The sequence below is a fragment of the Mesorhizobium sp. M7A.F.Ca.US.008.03.1.1 genome, from assembly GCF_003997495.1.
GTDB lineage: Bacteria > Pseudomonadota > Alphaproteobacteria > Rhizobiales > Rhizobiaceae > Mesorhizobium.
Map to the genome: position 1 here is coordinate 29,305 of NZ_RZRU01000028.1, position 19,704 is coordinate 49,008.

At 62.3% G+C, this 19,704-nt stretch carries 17 protein-coding genes; 13 read left to right on the plus strand and 4 right to left on the minus strand.

Features of this window, described 5'->3' with window-relative positions:
- Positions 1 to 220: 220 nt before the first annotated feature.
- Together EOA16_RS28350 and EOA16_RS28355 are read left to right on the plus strand one after the other, a co-directional pair.
- Positions 221 to 520: a HigA family addiction module antitoxin gene (locus EOA16_RS28350; protein WP_127261094.1), complete on the plus strand. Its 300-nt coding sequence runs from the start codon at positions 221 to 223 to the stop codon at positions 518 to 520.
- 75 nt (positions 521 to 595) lie between these two features.
- Positions 596 to 1,351: a DUF502 domain-containing protein gene (locus EOA16_RS28355; protein WP_127261095.1), complete on the plus strand. Its 756-nt coding sequence runs from the start codon at positions 596 to 598 to the stop codon at positions 1,349 to 1,351.
- Here EOA16_RS28355 and recG read toward each other — a convergent pair.
- The gene (gene recG / locus EOA16_RS28360) at positions 1,303 to 3,411 is read right to left on the minus strand and encodes an ATP-dependent DNA helicase RecG (protein ID WP_127261096.1); all 2,109 of its coding nucleotides are present in this window, start codon (positions 3,409 to 3,411) and stop codon (positions 1,303 to 1,305) included. The two genes, EOA16_RS28355 and recG, sit on opposite strands and share 49 nt — an antisense overlap.
- 92 nt (positions 3,412 to 3,503) lie before the next feature.
- Between recG and EOA16_RS28365 the strand changes: the two genes are divergently transcribed.
- The 3 genes from EOA16_RS28365 (at position 3,504) to EOA16_RS28375 (ending at position 8,824) form a co-directional block, all read left to right on the plus strand.
- Positions 3,504 to 3,791 carry a succinate dehydrogenase assembly factor 2 gene (locus EOA16_RS28365; protein ID WP_127261097.1) on the plus strand — a complete coding sequence of 96 codons (288 nt, stop codon included), beginning with the start codon at positions 3,504 to 3,506 and terminating at the stop codon, positions 3,789 to 3,791.
- 27 nt (positions 3,792 to 3,818) lie between these two features.
- Positions 3,819 to 7,316: a transcription-repair coupling factor gene (gene mfd, locus EOA16_RS28370; RefSeq protein ID WP_127261098.1), complete on the plus strand. Its 3,498-nt coding sequence runs from the start codon at positions 3,819 to 3,821 to the stop codon at positions 7,314 to 7,316.
- Between the two features lie 134 nt (positions 7,317 to 7,450).
- Entirely contained in the window at positions 7,451 to 8,824 is a 1,374-nt protein-coding gene (locus EOA16_RS28375; RefSeq protein WP_127261134.1) for a 3-deoxy-7-phosphoheptulonate synthase class II, read from the plus strand.
- Positions 8,825 to 8,944: 120 nt separating this feature from the next.
- Here the strand turns inward: EOA16_RS28375 and EOA16_RS28380 are convergent, their stop codons facing one another.
- On the minus strand, positions 8,945 to 10,015 hold the full coding sequence (locus tag EOA16_RS28380) for a GGDEF domain-containing protein (RefSeq protein WP_127261099.1): 1,071 nt from the start codon (positions 10,013 to 10,015) through the stop codon (positions 8,945 to 8,947).
- A gap of 409 nt (positions 10,016 to 10,424) precedes the next feature.
- Here EOA16_RS28380 and EOA16_RS28385 point away from each other — a divergent pair, with 409 nt between their 5' ends.
- From EOA16_RS28385 to EOA16_RS28395, 3 genes are all read left to right on the plus strand, one after another.
- Positions 10,425 to 10,841, plus strand: coding sequence for a GFA family protein (locus EOA16_RS28385; protein WP_127261135.1), 417 nt, complete (start codon positions 10,425 to 10,427; stop codon positions 10,839 to 10,841).
- 81 nt (positions 10,842 to 10,922) lie between these two features.
- Positions 10,923 to 11,282 carry a diacylglycerol kinase gene (locus EOA16_RS28390; protein WP_127261100.1) on the plus strand — a complete coding sequence of 120 codons (360 nt, stop codon included), beginning with the start codon at positions 10,923 to 10,925 and terminating at the stop codon, positions 11,280 to 11,282.
- Positions 11,283 to 11,322: 40 nt separating this feature from the next.
- Positions 11,323 to 11,910 (plus strand): hemerythrin domain-containing protein, encoded by a 588-nt coding sequence (locus EOA16_RS28395; protein WP_127261101.1) that lies wholly within the window; start codon positions 11,323 to 11,325, stop codon positions 11,908 to 11,910.
- A gap of 3 nt (positions 11,911 to 11,913) precedes the next feature.
- Here EOA16_RS28395 and EOA16_RS28400 read toward each other — a convergent pair whose 3' ends face one another.
- Positions 11,914 to 12,501 (minus strand): DedA family protein, encoded by a 588-nt coding sequence (locus tag EOA16_RS28400; RefSeq protein WP_127261102.1) that lies wholly within the window; start codon positions 12,499 to 12,501, stop codon positions 11,914 to 11,916.
- A complete protein-coding gene (locus EOA16_RS28405) occupies positions 12,498 to 13,061 on the minus strand; it encodes a DUF1003 domain-containing protein (protein ID WP_127261103.1) in 564 nt (187 codons plus the stop codon). The genes EOA16_RS28400 and EOA16_RS28405 overlap by 4 nt, the downstream gene beginning before the upstream one ends.
- Before the next feature lie 93 nt (positions 13,062 to 13,154).
- On the opposite strand from EOA16_RS28405, the gene EOA16_RS28410 reads away from it, so the two are divergent.
- The 5 genes from EOA16_RS28410 (at position 13,155) to EOA16_RS28430 (ending at position 19,703) form a co-directional block, all read left to right on the plus strand.
- A complete protein-coding gene (locus tag EOA16_RS28410; RefSeq protein WP_127261104.1) occupies positions 13,155 to 13,871 on the plus strand; it encodes a DNA-3-methyladenine glycosylase I in 717 nt (238 codons plus the stop codon).
- A gap of 64 nt (positions 13,872 to 13,935) precedes the next feature.
- On the plus strand, positions 13,936 to 15,642 hold the full coding sequence (locus tag EOA16_RS28415; protein ID WP_127261105.1) for an NAD+ synthase: 1,707 nt from the start codon (positions 13,936 to 13,938) through the stop codon (positions 15,640 to 15,642).
- Between the two features lie 37 nt (positions 15,643 to 15,679).
- Entirely contained in the window at positions 15,680 to 16,090 is a 411-nt protein-coding gene (locus EOA16_RS28420) for a GNAT family N-acetyltransferase (RefSeq protein WP_127261106.1), read from the plus strand.
- Positions 16,091 to 16,469: 379 nt separating this feature from the next.
- Entirely contained in the window at positions 16,470 to 18,275 is a 1,806-nt protein-coding gene (locus EOA16_RS28425) for an ABC transporter ATP-binding protein (protein ID WP_127261107.1), read from the plus strand.
- 261 nt (positions 18,276 to 18,536) lie between these two features.
- Positions 18,537 to 19,703 carry a hypothetical protein gene (locus EOA16_RS28430; RefSeq protein WP_127261108.1) on the plus strand — a complete coding sequence of 389 codons (1,167 nt, stop codon included), beginning with the start codon at positions 18,537 to 18,539 and terminating at the stop codon, positions 19,701 to 19,703.
- Position 19,704 lies beyond the last annotated feature (1 nt).

The window sequence follows — 19,704 nt, forward strand, 5'->3', positions numbered from 1 at the left end:
GAAAGAAGGATAGCGGCCGGACGACCACGCGACTATCCTGACACGTCGCATTCCTCGGCGGACGTCACGGAATGGATCCTCGGGTCTGCGCCGCGTCGCTTCGCTCCTTGCTCCGCCCGTGGATGACGAAGGGAAAGGATGTTTCAGCGCAGGCGCCGAAGACGTGGAGATCATCGACTACCATTGAGTGGGCGCTTGCCCTAACCCTTTGAGGATCTTGATGCTCAAGTTCGTATGTCCAATTCATCCCGGAGAATTCCTGCGTGAGGAATATCTTGTCCCTCTGGGCATGAGCGCCGGCGCGCTCGCGAAAAAGCTCAATCTTCCGCGCACCCGGATCGAGCGTATTGCCAAGGAGGAGATCGGCCTGACCCCCGATACGGCTCTTCGCCTCGCCAGATTTTTCAACACCACGCCCGAATTCTGGATGAATTTTCAGCAGGCCTATGAGCTTGAAACTGAAGCCAGGAAGCTCGTCCCGGAACTCGAGAAGATCGAGCCGTTGGAAGCGGCTGCATAATAGGTGCCTTTAAAAATTTCGTGGTTCCAAAGCGGCGTCCTGTTCACTATGTTGCGGTGCAACCCCCGGTGAACCATGTCCGATGCTCCCAAGACCTCCGGCATGACCCGGCTGAGGAACTATTTCCTCACAGGCTTCATCGTCTGCGCGCCGCTGGCGATCACCGCCTACATCGCCTGGTCGTTCATCGGCTGGGTCGATTCCTGGGTGAAACCCTATATTCCGGCCCGCTACAGCCCGGACACCTACTTGTCGTTTCCGGTGCCGGGGTTCGGACTGATCGTGGCGCTCATCCTGATCACGCTGATTGGCTTCCTGACGGCAAACATCGTTGGCCGCGCGATCGTCAATTTCGGCGAGCGGCTGCTTGGCCGCATGCCGCTGGTGCGCGGCATCTACGGCTCGCTGAAACAGATTTTCGAGACCGTGCTATCGAACAAGGGCGACATGTTCCGCCAGGTCGGGCTGGTCGAATATCCGCGCAAGGGCGTGTGGTCGCTGGTGTTCGTCGCCAGTGAAAAGGAAACCGAGATCAACCAGAAGCTCGACCAGGAAGGCGATCCGCTGATTGCAGTGTTCATGCCGTGCACGCCGAACCCGACGACAGGGTTCCTGATGTATGTGCCGAAGTCCGACATCGTGCTGCTCGACATGACGATCGAGGACGGCGCCAAGCTGATCGTCTCGGCCGGGCTGGTGGCGCCCGAGGTCAAGCAGATGGTTGTCGTGAACGGCGAGCCGATCGAGGGAGTGCTGGCCAACCCGTCGGTTGCCGCCCTGGCTCAGCCGGCGCGCAAGAGCCGCACGGCCTCGTCGCGGCCGAACAAATAGAGCAACAGGCGCAACGCCTCGCCTCGGTCTGATTGCAGCTCCGGATCGCGTGACAGGACCAATCTGGCATCGTCGCGGGCGGCCTCCAGAAGATCGGCATGCGCTTCGATGCGCGCCACCTGGAAACCCGGCGTGCCCGACTGGCGGGTGCCCAGCAATTCGCCTTCGCCGCGCAGCTTCAAATCCTCCTCGGCGATCAGGAACCCGTCCTCGGTCTCGCGCATCACCGACAGCCGGCTTTTTGCGGTCTCGCCGAGCGGGTCCTTGTAGAGCAGCACGCAGGAGGAGGGCTTGTCGCCGCGCCCGACCCGGCCGCGCAGCTGGTGCAACTGGGCCAGGCCAAAGCGCTCTGCATGCTCGATGACCATGACGGTGGCGTCCGGCACGTCAACGCCGACCTCGATGACGGTGGTGGCGATCAGGATGCGTGTCTCGCCCTGCTTGAAGGCGCGCATCGCCTCGTCCTTCTCGCCACCCTTCATGCGGCCGTGAACGAGACCGATGCGATCACCGAACAATGGTTTCAGCGAGGCGAAACGGTCTTCGGCCGACATCAGCTTGATTTCTTCGGATTCCTCGACCAGCGGACAGATCCAGTAGATCTTCTGGCCGGTGGCGACGGCGTCCACCATGCGGTCGACCAGTTCGTCGAGCCGCTCGAGCGGCAGCGTGACGGTGCGGATCGGCTGGCGGCCGGCCGGCTTTTCCGTCAGCTTCGACACGTCCATGTCGCCGAAAGCGGTCAGCACCAGCGTGCGCGGGATCGGAGTGGCGGTCATCACCAGCATGTCTGGTGCATCGCCCTTGGCGGTGATGGCAAGCCGTTGATGGACGCCGAAACGGTGCTGCTCGTCGATCACGGCAAAGACCAGGTCGTGGAAGGTGACAGTCTCCTGGAACAGCGCATGGGTGCCGACGACGATGTCGATCTCGCCGCTTGCCAGACCGGCCAGCGTATCAGCGCGTTCGCGGCCCTTCTCGCGGCCGGTGAGAATGGCGATGCGCAGCCCAACCTCGGCGGCAAGGGGCGTGATGGTCGCCAGATGCTGGCGCGCCAGGATTTCGGTCGGCGCCATCAAAGCTGCCTGGCCGCCGGCCTCGACAGCCCGCGCCATGGCCAGCAGCGCGACGATGGTCTTGCCGGAACCGACATCGCCCTGCAGAAGCCGCAGCATGCGCTCTGGGTCGGCGAGGTCGGCATTGATTTCGGCCAGCGCAAACTCCTGGCTTGATGTCAGCGAATAGGGCAGTGCGGCCCGCAGTTTTTCGACGATGCGGCCGTCGCCGACCAAGGGGCGCCCGGACAGGCGGCGGACTTTCGCCCGCACCAGCGCCAGCGAGACCTGGCCCGCCAGCAACTCGTCATAGGCGAGCCGCCGCCACGCGGCGCCATCGATGGAGACGTCGATCGGGTCTGCCGGATTGTGGATGCGGGCGAGCGCATCGCCAAAGGCAGCAAAGCTGTGCCGGCGCATGAAGGCGCCGTCCTGCCATTCGGGGAATTCGGGCACCCGCGCCAGCGCCTGGCCGATCGCCCGGCGCAGCACCTTGCCCGAGAGCCCGGCTGTCAGGGGGTAGACCGGTTCTACCAGCGGCAGGTTTTCCGCCTCGCTGGCCAGCGCAATATGGTCGGGGTGGACCATGCTCGGGCGGCCGTTGAACCATTCCATGCGGCCCGAGACCACGACATGCTCGCCCTCGGGCATCGCCTTTTCGAGATAGGAGGCGTGAGCATGGAAGAAGGTCAGCGCGATCTCGCCGGTGTCGTCATGGGCGAAGACCCGGTAGGGCACCGACCTGTTGCCGCGCGGCGGCGGCTGGTGGCGGTCGATGCGCACCTCCAGCGTCACGATCTGGCCCTCCGCGGATCCTGCGATGCCCGGGCGGCTGCGCCGGTCGATGACGGTATGCGGCAGTACGAACAGAAGATCGCCGGCACGCGCCGCGCGATCGCCGAGATCGGCCGGGACAACCTTCTCGATCAGCGCGCCGACTTTCGGTCCGACGCCTGCAAGCGACGTGATCGGGACAAACAAGGGATCGAGGATGGTCGGGCGCATGATGTCAGCTTATGTTGCGACGGCGGCAGCGCAAGGCTGACAGCCCCTTCTATCCACGCTATATGCGCCGCAGCAAGCAAGGATGCGGCACGATGACCGGAACGACGAGATCAAGCGAGGGGCTCGACGCCCGCCGCCGCAAGCTTCTGTTTCGCTCCTGGCATCGCGGCATGCGCGAGATGGACCTGATCCTCGGCACTTTCGCCGACGCTGAGATCGGTGCCTTGACCGACGACGAAATCGACCAATATGAGAGGCTCCTCGACATTCCCGATACCGAATTCCTGCCCATGGTCACCGGCGAACACCCGGTTCCGGCTGAAATCGATTGTGCCGTCCTGCAAAAGATCCTGGCTTTCCGCCACTCCCTGACATTTTGAACAACGACATTCTGAACGCGTGATTTCATGAGCCTCATTCCCACCATCGGCCTGCCGAAAGGCCGTGCCGGCCAGTTCATCGTCGACGGCGTCGCCGACGGCTACGAAGCCTTTGCGTTGGTGCAGGCGGCACTCGAGATCGCGCCCGACAAGCCGGTTCTGTTCGTGGCGCGCGACGGTCAGCGGCTGCCGGCGATCATCGAGGCATTGTCCTTCGCGGCGCCCGGCCTGCCGGTGCTGGAACTGCCGGCCTGGGATTGCTTGCCCTACGACCGCGTCTCGCCCGGCTCGGATGCCGCCGCCAAGCGCCTCGATGCGCTGACCGCCATGATCGCGCTGGCGAAGAAGCCGCACCGCGCCGTCATCCTCACCACCGCCAATGCATTGTTGCAGCGCATTCCGCCGTCCGAGCTGGTCGAGGCACAGACTTTTCATGCCAGGCCCGGCAACCAGATCGACATGAACGTGCTGGTGTCGCGGCTGGAAACGTCCGGCTTCGAGCGCGTGCCGACCGTGCGTGGTATCGGTGAATTCGCGGTGCGCGGCGGCATTCTCGACCTGTTTGCGCCCGGATGGACCGAGGCGCTCAGGCTCGATTTCTTTGGCGACACGCTGGAATCGATTCGTGTCTTCGATGCCGCCACCCAGCGCACCACCGGCCAACGCAAGTCGATGGCGCTGCAGGCGATGAGCGAAGTGGCGCTGACGCCGGAAACCATCAGCCGCTTCCGCCGCTCCTATATCGAAGCCTTTGGCGCACCGCAGCGCGATGACGGACTCTATGCGGCGGTCAGCGAAGGGCGTCGCTTCGCCGGCATGGAGCACTGGCTGCCGTTCTTTTACGAACGGCTGGAGACGGTGTTCGACTATCTGCCTGACACGCCTGTCATCTTTGACCATCTGGCGCATGAAGCGCTGGCCGAGCGCCACACGCTGATCCTCGACCACTACGAGGCGCGCAGGAAGCAGGCCGACGGCGCGCTGAAGGATGCGGTGCCCTACAAGCCGGTGCCGCCGGACCTGCTCTATCTCTCACCGGAAAACCTGATCGCCTCGCTTGGACCGCGCGAAGCGATCGATTTCACGCCGTTCGACGCGCCCGACGTTGGCGCCAAGAAGGTCTATCACGCCGGCTCGCGCCACGGCCGCAGCTTCGTCGAGGAGCGCGCCGATCCGAACGCCAACGTGTTCGATGTCGTCGTCAAGCACATCGCCGACGAGCGCGCGGCGCGCCGCCGCGTCGTCATCGCCGGCTGGACCGACGGCTCGCTCGACCGGCTTGGCCAGATCCTTGCCGAACACCATCTCGGCAACCTCAAGCAAGTGGCGACGCTGGCGGAAGCCGAAAAGCTCGAACCGGGGCAGGCGGCCCTGGCCGTCCTGCCGCTCGAATCCGGCTTCGAGACCGAAAAACTGGTCGTCGTCGCCGAACAGGACATTCTCGGCGATCGGCTGATCCGGCGCTCGAAGCGCAAGAAGCGTCCCTCGGATTTCATTGCCGAGGCCTCGGCGCTGTCGGCCGGCGACATTGTTGTCCATGCCGACCACGGCATTGGCCGTTTCATTGGCCTGCGCACCATCGAAGCGGTCGGCGCGCCGCATGATTGCCTGGAAATCCACTATGCCGGTGACGACAGGCTGTTCCTGCCGGTCGAGAATATCGAGCTTCTGTCACGCTACGGCTCTGACACAGCCGAGGCGACGCTGGACAAGCTTGGCGGTGGTGCCTGGCAGTCGCGCAAGGCGCGGCTGAAGAAGCGCCTGCTCGACATGGCCGGGCAGTTGATCCGCATCGCCGCCGAGCGGCAGATGCGCTCCGCACCGCCACTGGTGCCGGCAGAAGGCCTCTATGGCGAGTTCGCCGCCCGCTTCCCTTATGAAGAGACCGACGACCAGCAGACGGCCATCGATTCGGTGCGCGACGATCTTGCTGCCGGCAAGCCGATGGACCGGCTGATTTGCGGTGATGTCGGCTTCGGCAAGACGGAAGTAGCACTCCGCGCCGCCTTCATCGCGGCGATGGAGGGTTTTCAGGTGGCGGTTGTGGTGCCGACGACATTGTTGTCGCGCCAGCATTTCAAGACGTTTTCGCAGCGCTTTTCCGGCCTGCCGATCCGTGTCGCCCAGGCGTCGCGGCTGGTCGGCGCCAAGGAACTGGCCGAAACCAAGAAAGGCATCGCCGAGGGCCAGGTCGACATCGTCATCGGCACCCATGCGCTGCTCGGTTCCGCGATCTCGTTCAAGAACCTTGGCCTGCTGATCATCGATGAGGAGCAGCACTTTGGCGTCAAGCACAAGGAGCGGCTGAAGGATCTGAAGACCGACGTGCACGTGCTGACGCTGTCGGCGACGCCGATCCCGCGCACGCTGCAACTGGCGTTGACCGGGGTGCGCGAGCTGTCGCTGATCGCCACGCCGCCGGTCGACCGCATGGCGGTGCGCACCTTCATCTCGCCATTCGATCCGCTGGTCATTCGCGAGACGCTGCTGCGCGAGCGCTATCGCGGCGGGCACTCTTTCTACGTCGTTCCGCGCATCAGCGATCTGGCGGAAATCTATGATTTCCTAAGAGAATCCGTGCCTGAACTGAAGGTGGCGGTGGCCCATGGCCAGATGCCGCCGGGCGAACTCGACGACATCATGAATGCCTTCTACGACGGCCAGTACGATGTGCTTTTGTCGACGACCATTGTGGAATCGGGTCTCGATATCCCGACCGCCAACACGCTGATCATCCATCGCGCCGACATGTTCGGCCTGTCGCAGCTTTACCAGTTGCGCGGCCGCGTCGGCCGTTCGAAGGTGCGCGCCTATGCGCTGTTCACGCTGCCGGCCAACCGCAAGCTCACCGACACCGCCGAGCGCCGGCTGAAGGTGCTGCAATCGCTCGATACTCTGGGCGCCGGCTTCCAATTGGCCAGCCACGACCTCGATATCAGAGGCGCCGGCAATCTTCTCGGTGAAGAACAGTCCGGCCACATCAAGGAGGTCGGCTTCGAGCTTTATCAGCAGATGCTGGAGGAAGCCGTCGCCGAGGTGAAGGATTCCGGCGAAGTGCAGGATGGCGGCTGGTCGCCGCAGATCGCCGTCGGCACGGCGGTGATGATCCCGGAAAGCTATGTGCCCGACTTGCAGCTCAGGCTGGCGCTCTACCGCCGTCTCGGCGATCTCGAAAACACCGAGGAAATCGATGCTTTCGGCGCCGAGCTGATCGACCGCTTCGGCCCGCTGCCGGAGGAGGTCAAGCATCTGCTCAAGATCGTCTTCATCAAGGCGCTCTGCCGCAAGGCCAATGTCGAAAAACTCGACGCCGGGCCGAAGGGTGTCGTCATTCATTTCCGCAAGCGCGAATTCTCCAACCCGGTCGGGCTGGTCCGGTTCATCGGCGAGCAGGGCTCGCTGGCCAAGATCCGGCCGGACCACAGCGTCGTGTTCGTGCGCGACTGGCCCACAGCCGAGAAGCGGCTGGCGGGCTCCGCGGTCGTCATGACCCAGCTGGCGCGGCTGGTGGAGAAGGCGGCTTAGAGCAGCCGGCACATTCGCCAGCGCTTGAATTCCGGTCTAGAATAGGAAATCGGCTTCGTGTATGGAGCCGCGATCCCCATTAGGGGGTGGGAATGGCGGAGTGTAGGCCGCTGGAAAGAGCGTTGGGTGCAGCGATGACGAAATGGTCGCCGAATTCGTGGAGAGCAATGCCGATCAAGCAGGTTCCTGCCTATCCGGACCTTGCCGCGCTGAAGAACACGGAAGCCCAGCTCGCCACCTTTCCGCCGCTGGTTTTTGCCGGCGAGGCGCGCAAGCTGAAGAAGCAGCTCGCTTCTGTCGCTGCCGGTGATGCATTCCTCCTCCAGGGCGGCGATTGCGCCGAGAGCTTTGCCGAGCATGGCGCGGACAACATCCGCGACTTCTTCCGCGTCTTCCTGCAGATGTCGGTGGTGCTCACCTTCGCCGGCGCGCAGCCGGTGGTGAAGGTCGGCCGCGTTGCCGGCCAGTTTGCCAAGCCGCGCTCATCCGACAACGAGACCAAGGGCGAGGTGACGCTGCCCAGCTACCGCGGCGACATCATCAACGGCATCGAATTCGACCCGAAGTCGCGCATTCCGGATCCTGCCCGCCAGGAAATGGCGTACCGCCAGTCGGCGGCGACGCTCAACCTTCTGCGCGCCTTCGCGCAAGGCGGTTATGCCAGCCTGGAGAATGTGCACCGCTGGATGCTCGGCTTCGTGTCCGACAGCCCACAGGGCGAGAAATACGAGTCTCTTGCCAACCGCATCACCGAGACGATGGACTTCATGAAGGCCGTCGGCATTACCTCGGAAACCAACTACGCGCTGCGCGAGACCGATTTCTACACCAGCCACGAGGCGCTGCTGCTCGGCTACGAGGAGGCGCTGACCCGCGTCGATTCGACCTCCGGCGACTGGTACGCCACCTCGGGCCACATGATCTGGATCGGCGACCGGACCCGCCAGCCCGACCATGCGCATGTCGAATATTGCCGTGGGATCAAGAACCCGCTGGGGCTGAAATGCGGTCCGTCGCTGACGCCTGACGGGTTGCTGGAGCTGATCGACCTGCTCAACCCCGAAAACGAGCCGGGCCGGCTGACGCTGATTGCACGTTTCGGTTCCGACAAGGTCGCCGACCATCTGCCGAAGCTGGTGCGCGCGGTGCAGAAGGAAGGCCGCAGCGTGGTGTGGTCGTCGGACCCGATGCACGGCAACACGATCGAGGCCGCCGGTTACAAGACGCGGCCGTTCGACCGCATCCTCAAGGAGGTGCAAACCTTCTTCGAGGTGCACCGCGCCGAAGGCACCCATCCGGGCGGCATCCATGTCGAGATGACCGGCAAGAACGTCACCGAATGCACCGGTGGCGCGCGCGCCATCACCGCCGAGGAGTTGCAGGACCGCTACCACACGCATTGCGACCCGCGCCTCAATGCCGACCAGGCGATCGAATTGGCCTTCCTGGTCTCGGATCTGTTGAAGAAGAGCCACCCGGTACAGCACAAGCAGGCGGTCAACGGCTGATTTTCGCAGTCCGAATAAGATCCATGAAAGGGCGTCCGAGAAATCGGGCGCCTTTTATGTCTGCGCTAGTCTGGTGTTCCCTGCACGAGCCAGCAGGCGGGGAGGCAAGAGCCGAAACTGTCAGTCCTTCTTGTAGAGCAACCAGCTCTTGCCGGCCCGGCCTGCCATCGTCGAGTGCTTGGTGACCCGGTTGCGGCCACTGACCTTTGAGCGATAGAGCGCCCGGTCGGCCTTGGTGTAGAGATCTTCGGGTCCTTCGGCTTCGGACGCCATGCAGATACCCATCGAGACGGTGACGGTGCCGTAATTCGTGCCGGTCTGGCTGCTGGTGAACGGCGTCTGCTCGATCAGGGCGCGAATGCGCTCCGCAACGTCATAGGTGGCGTCCTCGCTGGCGCCCTCGATGATCAGCGCGAACTCCTCGCCGCCGGTGCGAGCGACGAACATGTCGCCGCGAATGCTGGTCTGGAAGATATCGGCGATGCTCTGGATGATCTTGTCGCCGACCGGGTGGCCATAGCGGTCGTTGATGTCCTTGAAACGGTCGATGTCGGCAAGGACCAGGGCGTTGAACAGGATACCCCTGTTGCTGTTGTAGATCCTGGTGATTTCCTTGTCGAAGGCGCGGCGATTCCAGATATGGGTCAAGGGATCGGTGTCGGCCAGCCGCTTGTACTCCTCGAGCTTCGATTTGACGCTCTCGAGTTCGGCCGTCTTGTCGCTGAGCGTCGAGGCCACCTGCCGGCCGTGATCGATCGTCGAATTGGTGGCAGCCGCCATGGCGTTGGCGATCTTGTGCAAGAGATCCTGAGAGAGAAGGCTGCGGCCGCTGAGGCCGCTCGATGTCTCATCGAGGACCCTGCCGTATTTCTCGATGTGGCTGCGCTCGCTCCGCAGCAGCGAAGCAACCTCCTCGAGCTCCCTGGCAATGACGTCTCGGGCATGCTCGACGATTCCAGGACCGTGGTTGTGGGCAAAGAAAGTGCGCCCGATCTGATCCAGTTCATCCTGTGTCGGCCGGCTGCTCAGCGAGACGACGGCCAGGCTGAGTTCGCGATTGGTGCCGCTCAGGGCCTCATAGAAGATCTCGTAATTGCGCGGCAGCCCGAGCACGCCCAACTGGCGCATTGTCGCGACAACAGTGGCTGCAATGTCGGTGCTTCGTTCGGTCGGGACAGCTGCCGGCTGCATCTTGGTTCTTCCCCTCGGATCCTCCGCGGAATTCGCGAATTCCCTTTGTCGCCGAGCCCTGGGGAATGCGACCGACACCTCGGAATAACTTGCGAAGGGATGCGTCCCCACCCACGGCCTTCGCTTGCAGATGACCATAAATGCGCTGTCGCTAAAGTTTCCTTAACTGACAGAGGTTCGGCGGGTTTTCTCTGTCTGCGGGCTGTAGGAGCTCTAATCCGCGCGTCCAACAGTTGGAAATAACGCCGGTGCGGAGGCTTGAATTCGCGATTCGCGCATCGCGCTCTTGAAAATGAAACCGAATTTCGGATTCTCCACGCCAGTACATGTCGCATTTGCTTGCGTGCGTGCGCCGCAAAGCTGGAATCCTGAAGGCGATACCAGGCACTTTTCTTCAAGGAGGATCGACGTGAGTGATGGTCACCAGGGATCGTGTCTGTGCGGAGCGGTCCGCTTCAGAACGAACGGAGCGCTGCGTGGCGTCGTCTATTGTCATTGCTCGCAATGCCGCAAGCAGAGCGGACATTTCTATGCCGCGACCAATGTTGCCAACGCCGACATCGTGATCGAAGGCGTGGAAAGTATCACCTGGTACGAAGCCTCCACCTTCGCCAGGCGTGGGTTCTGCAAGGCATGCGGGTCGGTGCTGTTCTGGAAGCCGCGAGACCAGGACTACGTTTCAGTCATGGCGGGATCGTTCGACAAGCCGACAAGCCTCGAGGGGGAATGCCATATCTTTGTCGGTGACAAGGGCGACTATTATTCGATCGACGACGGGCTGCCACAGTTTGAAAAGTCGACACCGTCCATACCGGTTGCTGAATGAATCTTGGACAAGTCACCTTATTCCATTGATCTGGCCAGCCATTGCATTATCCCGTGCCGGTGATTCGCAAAGGGGTTTGGCATGCAGCGGCTGATCGACGCTTTTTTCAATTCGGTGCGGGCGTTTCGCAAGCTTGCCGCCAGCGAGAAGGCTTTCCAGCAGGAACTGACGCTGCTTGCGCTGGCACTGCCGCTCGGCTGGTTCGTTTCGATCTCGTGGCGCGGTTATGCCTTGCTGATCGGCGCGGTGCTGCTCTTGATCATGGTCGAGGTGCTTAACACCGGCATCGAGGCGGCATGCGACGCTTTCAGCCGCGAGTTCAATGTCGATATCCAGCTGGCCAAGGACTGCGGTTCGCTGGCGGTGCTGATTTCGGTGCTCATCGTTGCCGGCGTCTGGGGCATCGCCATTATCGAGCGGATTACGGGACTACCGATCTAGCCTTTCGATCCCTACATGCCAGTCACCAAAGGAGACTGTCATGGCCGAGGCCGCCAATTTTCTGCTTCTCGATCGCAAGAGCCTGCCGGACGATCTGCGCTGGCTCGTCGAAAGATACCCGCGTGAAAACTGGCAGGACCATGCCAATGTCCACGGCATCGCAAATATATGGCTGCAGCGGCATGACATGTTCCGCGAACTTGGCGGCATGCTGGCCAACGGCATTGGCGACTACCGTGAGGGACGGCTGACGGCGCCTGATTTCGCGCGCTGGTTCGCGCCGCGCCTCAATCATTTTCTAGGCAATCTCGACGGTCACCACAATGTCGAGGATTATCACTATTTTCCGGTCTTCGCCAAGGCCGAGCCCCGTTTGAAGCGCGGCTTCGAGATTCTCGATACCGACCATCACACCATTCATGAAGGGCTGGAGCGCAATGCCGAGGCGGCCAATGCGTTCATCAAGACGCTTCAGGAGAGCGAAGACAGGCAGCGCTTTGCCGCCGACGCCTATGCCGACGAAAACAGCCGGCTGATCCTCATGCTGACAAGGCATCTTGCCGACGAGGAAGACCTGATCATCCCGCTTATCCTCGATCGGGGGGATCAGGCGCTCGGCGTGGATTGACGATCAGCCTTCCCTGGCGCGTTCCTTCCTGGCGATGTGACGGGCGACGAGCCATGCCAGAACGGCCACGGTCAGGCCGATGCCAAGCCCGATCAGCAACCGTTCGTGATGCATCAAAGCCTGGCCGATGAAATGCTCTGCGCCAAGTCCAAAGACATAACCGATCGTACCGAACAGCACCGCCCAGACCGCCGATGAAAGCGCGTTGAGGATGACGAAGCGCGGCGCAGGGATATTGGAAAGCCCGGCCGCAATGCCGCCGACGAGACGCATGCCGTAGATATAGCGGTTGGACAGCACGAAAATGTCGGGATGGGTATTGAGCAGGCGAAAGGCGCGGCGAAAGCCGGGCCGTTTGCGCAATCTGACGACATAGGGATGGTCGGCAAAGCTTCGTCCGAGGATGAAGAAGAAAGTATCGCCGACGAAGGCGCCGAGCGCGGCCGCCAGGACGGCGTGCCACAGCACAAAGACCTGCTGGTGGGCAAAGAAACCGCCAAGAATGGCAGCACTTTCGCCTTCCGCGAGGCAACCGACAAAGAGGGCTAGCAGTCCATACTGTTCGATGAAATGATGGATAGCCTGCGTCATGAGGGTTGGGTCTGGGGGGTGAGCCGTTCGTCGATCCGCTTCAGCTGTTCGGCTATCTGCGCGATCTCGTCGCGCATGCCGATGATCTGGCTGTGGCGCAGCTCGTCCAGCTTTTCGTGCAGCGCCATGATCTCGATCTCGGCCTTCAAATTGACCTCGTAGTCGTGGGCGGCATCGATGCGGTCGCGCGCCGCCTGGCGGTTCTGCGACATCATGATCACCGGCGCCTGCAAGGCGGCGATCATCGAGAGCACGAGGTTGAGGAAGATGAAAGGGTAGGGGTCGAACGAATCTCGCCCCAGCAGCCACCAATTGGCGCCGATCCAGAGGATGAGGAAGGCGATGAAGGACAGGATGAAGGTCCACGAACCGCCGACGCGCGCAATGGCATCGGCGATACGGTCGCCCGCGCCCTGAAGCCCGGCGAGATTGTCATTGATGTCCTGCGATATGGGCTTGCGGTCGACGGTACTCTGAAGCACCCGCCTCTCAAGTTCGCTCAAATTCTCCGGGTTTCGCCTCAGCCAGCGATTGGCCAGTTCGGGCACGGTCTTGTTCATGGATGTCTCCATACAAAGCATCGGCTTGGCAGCCTGGTTTCCATATAGGAAGATGCCGCTTCGTCAAAAGCACGACGTGGGGATGCAAGCAGAATGCCCGATTTCGCAAAAATCCGTGCACGTGCCGCAAAACGCAAGGGTGGCGAGGAGGAACTGACGTCACTGTTGGGTCCAGCGCCTGACAATGCCGCCGTGGCCGACATTGCGGACGATCGCATTCTGTCTGTTATGGCCGAGCGCGTCTTTGCCGCCGGTTTCGTCTGGCGCGTCATCGAGCAGAAATGGCCTGGCTTCGAGGAGGCGTTTCTGCGCTTCGAGCCGAAGCGGCTGTTGTTCCAGCCCGATGATTTCTGGCACGATCTGACGGCCGACCAGCGCATCGTGCGCAACCCGCAGAAGATCAGATCCGTGCGCGACAACGCTGCCTTCGTCGAGCGCGTGTCGAAGGAATATGGCGGCTTCGGCCAATTCCTCGCCAGCTGGCCTGCTGACGACCAGGTCGGGCTGATGGCCTGGCTCGGCAAGCATGGCAGCCGGCTGGGCGGCAATACGGGCCAGTATTTCCTGCGCTGGCTGGGTTGGGATGCGTTCGTCATTTCGGGCGATATGGCCGCGGCGTTGCGCGACGCCGGCCTCGACATCGCCGAAAGCCCGACTTCGAAGAAGGACCTGGGCCAGATCCAGAGACAAATCAACCAATGGGCAGCGGAGACGCATCTGCCGCGCCGGCATATTTCACGCATACTGGCGATGTCGATCGGCGAGAACCATTCGCCGCAAGCGCTGCGCGAATATATGGGCGACGACTAATCTCTGAAATTGGTCCAAACGAACGCCATTGCCCGGGCAAATTTGCCGCGCTAAGTCAGCAGGCATGACCAAGAAGCTCGACATCCTGCGCATCGCCGTCGCCCAGCTCAATCCGACCGTCGGCGACATATCAGGCAATCTCGCCAAGGCCCGCGAGGCGAGGGCGGATGCCGCACGTCAGGGCGCCGATCTCGTGCTCTTTACCGAGCTTTTCCTCGCCGGCTACCCGCCGGAGGATCTGGTGCTGAAGCCGGCCTTTTTGAAAGCCTGCGAAAAGGCAGCACAGGACTTTGCCGCCGACACCGCGGATGGCGGTCCCGGCGTTATCATCGGCACGCCGTTGAAGCGCAAGAGCGGCACGCACAATTCGATCGTCTTCGCCGACGGCGGCAAGATCATTGCCGAGCGCTACAAGCTCGATCTGCCGAATTACGGCGAGTTCGATGAGAAGCGCGTCTTCCAGGCCGGACCCGAGATCCAGGGGCCGGTCAATTTCCGCGGCGTGCGCATCGGAATTCCGATCTGCGAGGACATCTGGGGCGATGTCGATATCTGCGAATCGCTGGCCGAAAGCGGGGCGGAAATCCTGCTGGTGCCGAATGGCTCGCCCTACTACCGCGCCAAGATCGATGTCCGTCACCAGGTCGTCATCCGCCAGGTCATCGAATGCGGGCTGCCGATCATCTATGCCAACCAGCTTGGCGGCCAGGACGAACTGATCTTCGACGGCGCGTCGTTTGCCATTGGCGCCGACAAGACGCTTGCCTTCCAGATGAGCCAGTTCGAGGAAGCGGTCGACGTCACCACCTGGAAGCGGACCAGCGACGCCGCAGGCGCGCAAAATGGAAATTCCGAAGGCTGGGTCTGTTCCGAAGGGCCAATGTCGAAAATTCCGGACCGGGAGGAGGCCGACTATCGCGCCTGCATGCTGGGTCTGCGGGACTACGTCAACAAGAACGGCTTCAAGAATGTCGTGCTTGGTCTGTCCGGCGGCATCGATTCGGCAATCTGCGCGGCGCTGGCCGTCGATGCGCTCGGCGAGGAACGCCTGCGCGCGGTGATGATGCCCTACCGCTACACCTCGAAGGACTCGCTGAAGGATGCCGAGGATTGCGCTCGGGCGCTCGGCTGCCGCTACGACATCGTGCCGATCTTCGAGCCGGTCGAAGGCTTTCTGCACGCGCTGACGCAGATGTTCGAAGGCACCAAGGAAGGCATCACCGAGGAGAATTTGCAGAGCCGCGCGCGCGGTACCATCCTGATGGCGATCTCCAACAAGTTCGGCTCGATGGTCGTCACCACCGGCAACAAGAGCGAGATGTCGGTCGGCTATGCCACGCTCTATGGCGACATGAATGGCGGCTTCAATCCGATCAAGGACCTCTACAAGATGCAGGTCTACGCGCTGTCGCGTTGGCGCAACAGCCACGTGCCACCGGGTGCACTTGGCCCCTCGGGCGAGGTGATCCCGAAAAACATCATCGACAAGGCGCCGTCGGCGGAATTGCGCGAGAACCAGACCGACCAGGATTCGCTGCCGCCCTATCCGGTGTTGGACGACATCCTCGAATGCCTGGTCGAGAACGAGATGGGTGTCGACGACATCGTCGCGCGCGGCCATGAGCGGGCAACGGTGACGCGCATCGAGCACCTGCTCTACATCGCAGAATACAAGCGAAGGCAGGCGGCGCCGGGCGTGAAGATCACCAAAAAGAATTTTGGCCGCGACCGCCGCTATCCCATCACCAATCGTTTCAGGGATCGCAGCTAAGTGCCGAAGGCGCGCGGCAGCGCGGCCGGAGACAGCCATGCCCGATTGTGAAATCAGCTTCGACATGTCACGGATCGATTTCCGTGCGACATCGGACCTGTTGATGGCAAGCTATTGGGGCGCCGGACGCACCGACGAAGTCCATCGCCGCGCCTTTGCCAATTCGCTTTGCGTCAGCGCCTACATCGATGGCAAGCAAACCGGCTTCGGGCGGGCGATCACGGACCGTACGGTGTTCGCCTATCTCGCCGATATCATCATCTGGCCCGAGCATCGCGGGCAGGGCATCGGCAGCCGCCTCGTCCAGGCCCTGATCGATCATCCTGAAGTCAGGACGGTTTTCCACTGGAGCCTGTCGACCAGCGACGCCCATGGTTTGTATGAAAAGCTTGGGTTCAAGCCATCGACCGACGGTCGCTACATGCGCTTGGATCGCATTCCTGAATGAGGCGCGCGGCTTGCCGCCGTTGTTGCAAAATAATCGCAGTGGTTGGACCAGATACGCTTTCGACGAGAGCCCGTCTTGGCGATCTGCCCGAGCGTCTCTATAAGGGCCGCTCCGCAATTGTCTTGCGGGAGGTCCGAATGGCAGTATTCCAAATGGTAATGCGAGGCCGCGAAGCTTAGGTCTCACCTGGCGTCCAGCGAAGGTTTCCCCTTCGCGCCGATGCCGGGTCGAGTACGGGCTTATGCCGATGCCGGTCGCCACCCGATAAATCGGGCGCTGCCACCTATGCCGAACCTTCGCATGCCTGGGCGCATTGCCCCAGCGCGGTTTTCAATTTTCGACTTTACTGGGATCGGCTCGTTTGTGCCCGAATGACATCATGGCTCGTTTTAAGATCGATTTGCGCGCGAGCGCCTTTCGCAGCGTTCTTGGCTTCACGCTTACCCATTGGCGGCGCCAGCCGTGGCGGCTCTCGCTCATCATGGGCAGCTTCCTGCTGTCGACGCTGGCCGATGTGCTGACGCCGCTCTATTCCGGCCGGCTGGTCGACGCCGTCGCCAGCAGCGCCGGCGCCGACGCGATTGCCTGGAATGCCGCGCTGATGGCGTTCTCGATGCTGATGGCGCTGGCGCTGGCCGCCGTTGTGTTGCGCAACCTGGCGTTCATGGGGATCGTCGAGCTTACGCTGAAGATGATGGCCGACATCGCCGCCGATGCTTTCCATCGCGTCCAGCGCTTTTCCACCGACTGGCATGCCAACAGCTTTGCCGGCTCGACCGTGCGCAAGGTGACGCGCGGCATGTGGGCGCTCGACCTGCTCAACGACACCATCCTCATCGCGCTGCTGCCGTCGATCGTCATGCTGGTCGGCTCGACGTTGCTGCTTGGCTGGTTCTGGCCGTTGATGGGTGCGGTCGTTGCTGCCGGTTCGGTGCTGTTCATCACGGTGACGGCGCTGTTGTCACTTGGTTATGTCGCGCCGGCGGCAAGGCTCGCCAACACCTGGGATACCCGCCTCGGCGGCTCGCTGGCCGACGCGGTCAGCTGCAACGCCGTCGTCAAGGGCTTTGGCGCCGAGGAGCGCGAGGAGCGCCGCCTGGCCAAGGTCGTCGCCAAATGGCGTGCGCGTACACGGCGCACCTGGGTGCGGGGCACCATCAACGGCACCACGCAAGGGGTGCTGCTGCTGGTCATGCGCGCCGCGGTGATCGGCCTGGCGCTGATGCTGTGGTCGTGGGGGCAGGCGAGCGCCGGCGACGTTGCCTTCGTGCTGACCTCGCTCTTCGTGCTGCAGGGCTATCTCAGGGATATCGGCACGCATATCCGCAATCTGCAGCGCTCCATCAACGATATGGAAGAGCTGGTCGATTTCCAGTCCGAACCGCTCGGCATCGAGGACCGGCCAGGTGCCAAGCCGATCCGGATCACCGAAGGACGGATCAGCTTTGACAACGTCACCTTTCACTATGGCCATCACCGATCGGCGCTTTACCGCGACTTTTCGGTCGATATCGCGCCGGGTGAGCGCGTCGGGCTGGTCGGCCATTCGGGATCGGGCAAGACGACCTTCGTCAAGCTGATCCAGCGGCTCTATGACGTCAATGCGGGAAAGATCCTCGTCGACGGCCAGGACATCTCGCAGGTGGCGCAAGCGTCGCTGCGCGGGCAGATCGCCATCGTCCAGCAGGAACCGATCCTGTTCCACCGGTCGCTGGCCGAAAACATCGCCTATGCCAGGCCGAGTGCAACGCAGGAGGAGATCGAGCATGCCGCAAAGCTGGCGAGCGCGCACGATTTCATCACCAACCTGCCGAAGAGTTACGGCACGCTGGTCGGCGAACGCGGCGTGAAACTGTCGGGCGGCGAACGTCAGCGCGTGGCGATCGCGCGCGCCTTCCTTGCCGATGCGCGCATCCTGATCCTCGACGAAGCGACATCGAGCCTCGATTCAGAATCGGAGGTGCTGATCCAGCAGGCGATGGAGCGGCTGATGGTCGGCCGCACCACGCTGGTCATCGCGCACCGGCTTTCGACGGTGAGGGCGCTGGACCGCCTGCTGGTCTTCGATCGCGGCAACATCGTCGAGGAAGGCTCGCATGACGAACTGATCCGGCTAAAAGGCGGCATCTACCGTCGCCTGTTCGAACGCCAGGCGCTAGAACTGACCAAGGGACTCGTCAGCTGACCTGAGGCGGCCTCCAGCTTCGGCCGGAGGCCGCCTCTGTCCGGCACTGTCAGTCCAGCGGTCTGGAGCAGGGCATGCCATCGCAGGGCGGCAGCCGACCTGCCCATCAGCGCCGTGATGCTGGCCGACTAAATTTGCCTGTGAAGTCCTGTTCCGGATAGTAAGTCTTGGGACCTCTGTTCATCATACTGACCGAGATACGTTGTTTCTACCATTGGTTGATATATATCCGATGGGAGCAACCTACGGACGTTCTTCACGATGCATCTTTCTGCAAATGCCGAGGAAAAGTTGGCTGCGCCGGCAGTGCTGGAATCTCAGCATGGCTCGGTTCGGCCGCTCGCTGCCGAAGATCTTGAGCGCGTCGCCGCACTCTTCCTGACGAAGTTTCGCCGGCGGCGCCGTCACCTCCTCGACCGAGCGATCGCCGAGACGGCCGCGTATATGAGAGAGATTTATCTCGACCCTGCCGGCCAGTCCGGTGAAAGCAACGCTCTTGTCCAGATCAACCGGCAGGGCCGTCTGGGCGGGTTCCTAGGCGTTTTGAAAGCCCGCTACGAGCTCAATGGAGCGCCATTGAATGCGGCGATCATCGGGCCGCTCATGGCCGACCCCGGCACCGATGACGGCTCGGCCGGACCGCAATTGCTGCGTGCCTTGCATCAAGGCGAATTCGATCTGCAACTGACCGATTCGGCCAACCGGACATCCTTGGCCTTCGCGCGCCCGATGAAGTATCAACTCCTGCCGGTGCAGTGTCTGGGATGGACATATGTTTTCCGGCCGGCGGGAATGGCCGCCGCCTCACTGCACCGTAAATGGCCCGGCCTGCCTCACCTTGTACTCGACCCCTTTGCGCGAGCATTCGATGGTCTTGCGAAAAGAAGGTTCGAGCTCCCCATCCAGCATTCATCGTCGCATCGCACCCACCGTGAGCCGATCGATGCCGTGCAATTTGCCGAGAAGCTGCCGACCCTCCTGTCGGGTTACGCTCTTCGGCCGAGTTGGAAGGATGGGGAACTGCCACGGCTGCTTGCGCTGGCGGCCGAGAAGCGGGCCGACGGTCCCCTTCATTTCGGCGGGACCTACGACGAAACGGGCAAAATGCTCGGTTGTTATGCCTTCTATGGTCAAGCCGGCGACATGGCGAACCTGTTGCAAATCCAGGCATTCGGATCGCACTGGGGCGCGACGCTGGATGCGCTTGTCGCCGCCGCATGGGAGATGGGCTGCGTGGGCATCACCGGACAGACGCAGACCAGATTCATATCTCAACTCTTTGGCTACAAGAATGTCTTCTTCCGCTATGCCGGGCTCCGCTCGCGGATCGCCGAGGTCACGGAAGCGGTCCGCTCCGGCGACATCTTTATCGGTGGATTGGTGGGCGACCGCTGGACCCGCCTCAGTTCCGATGATTTCGGTCGCTGAT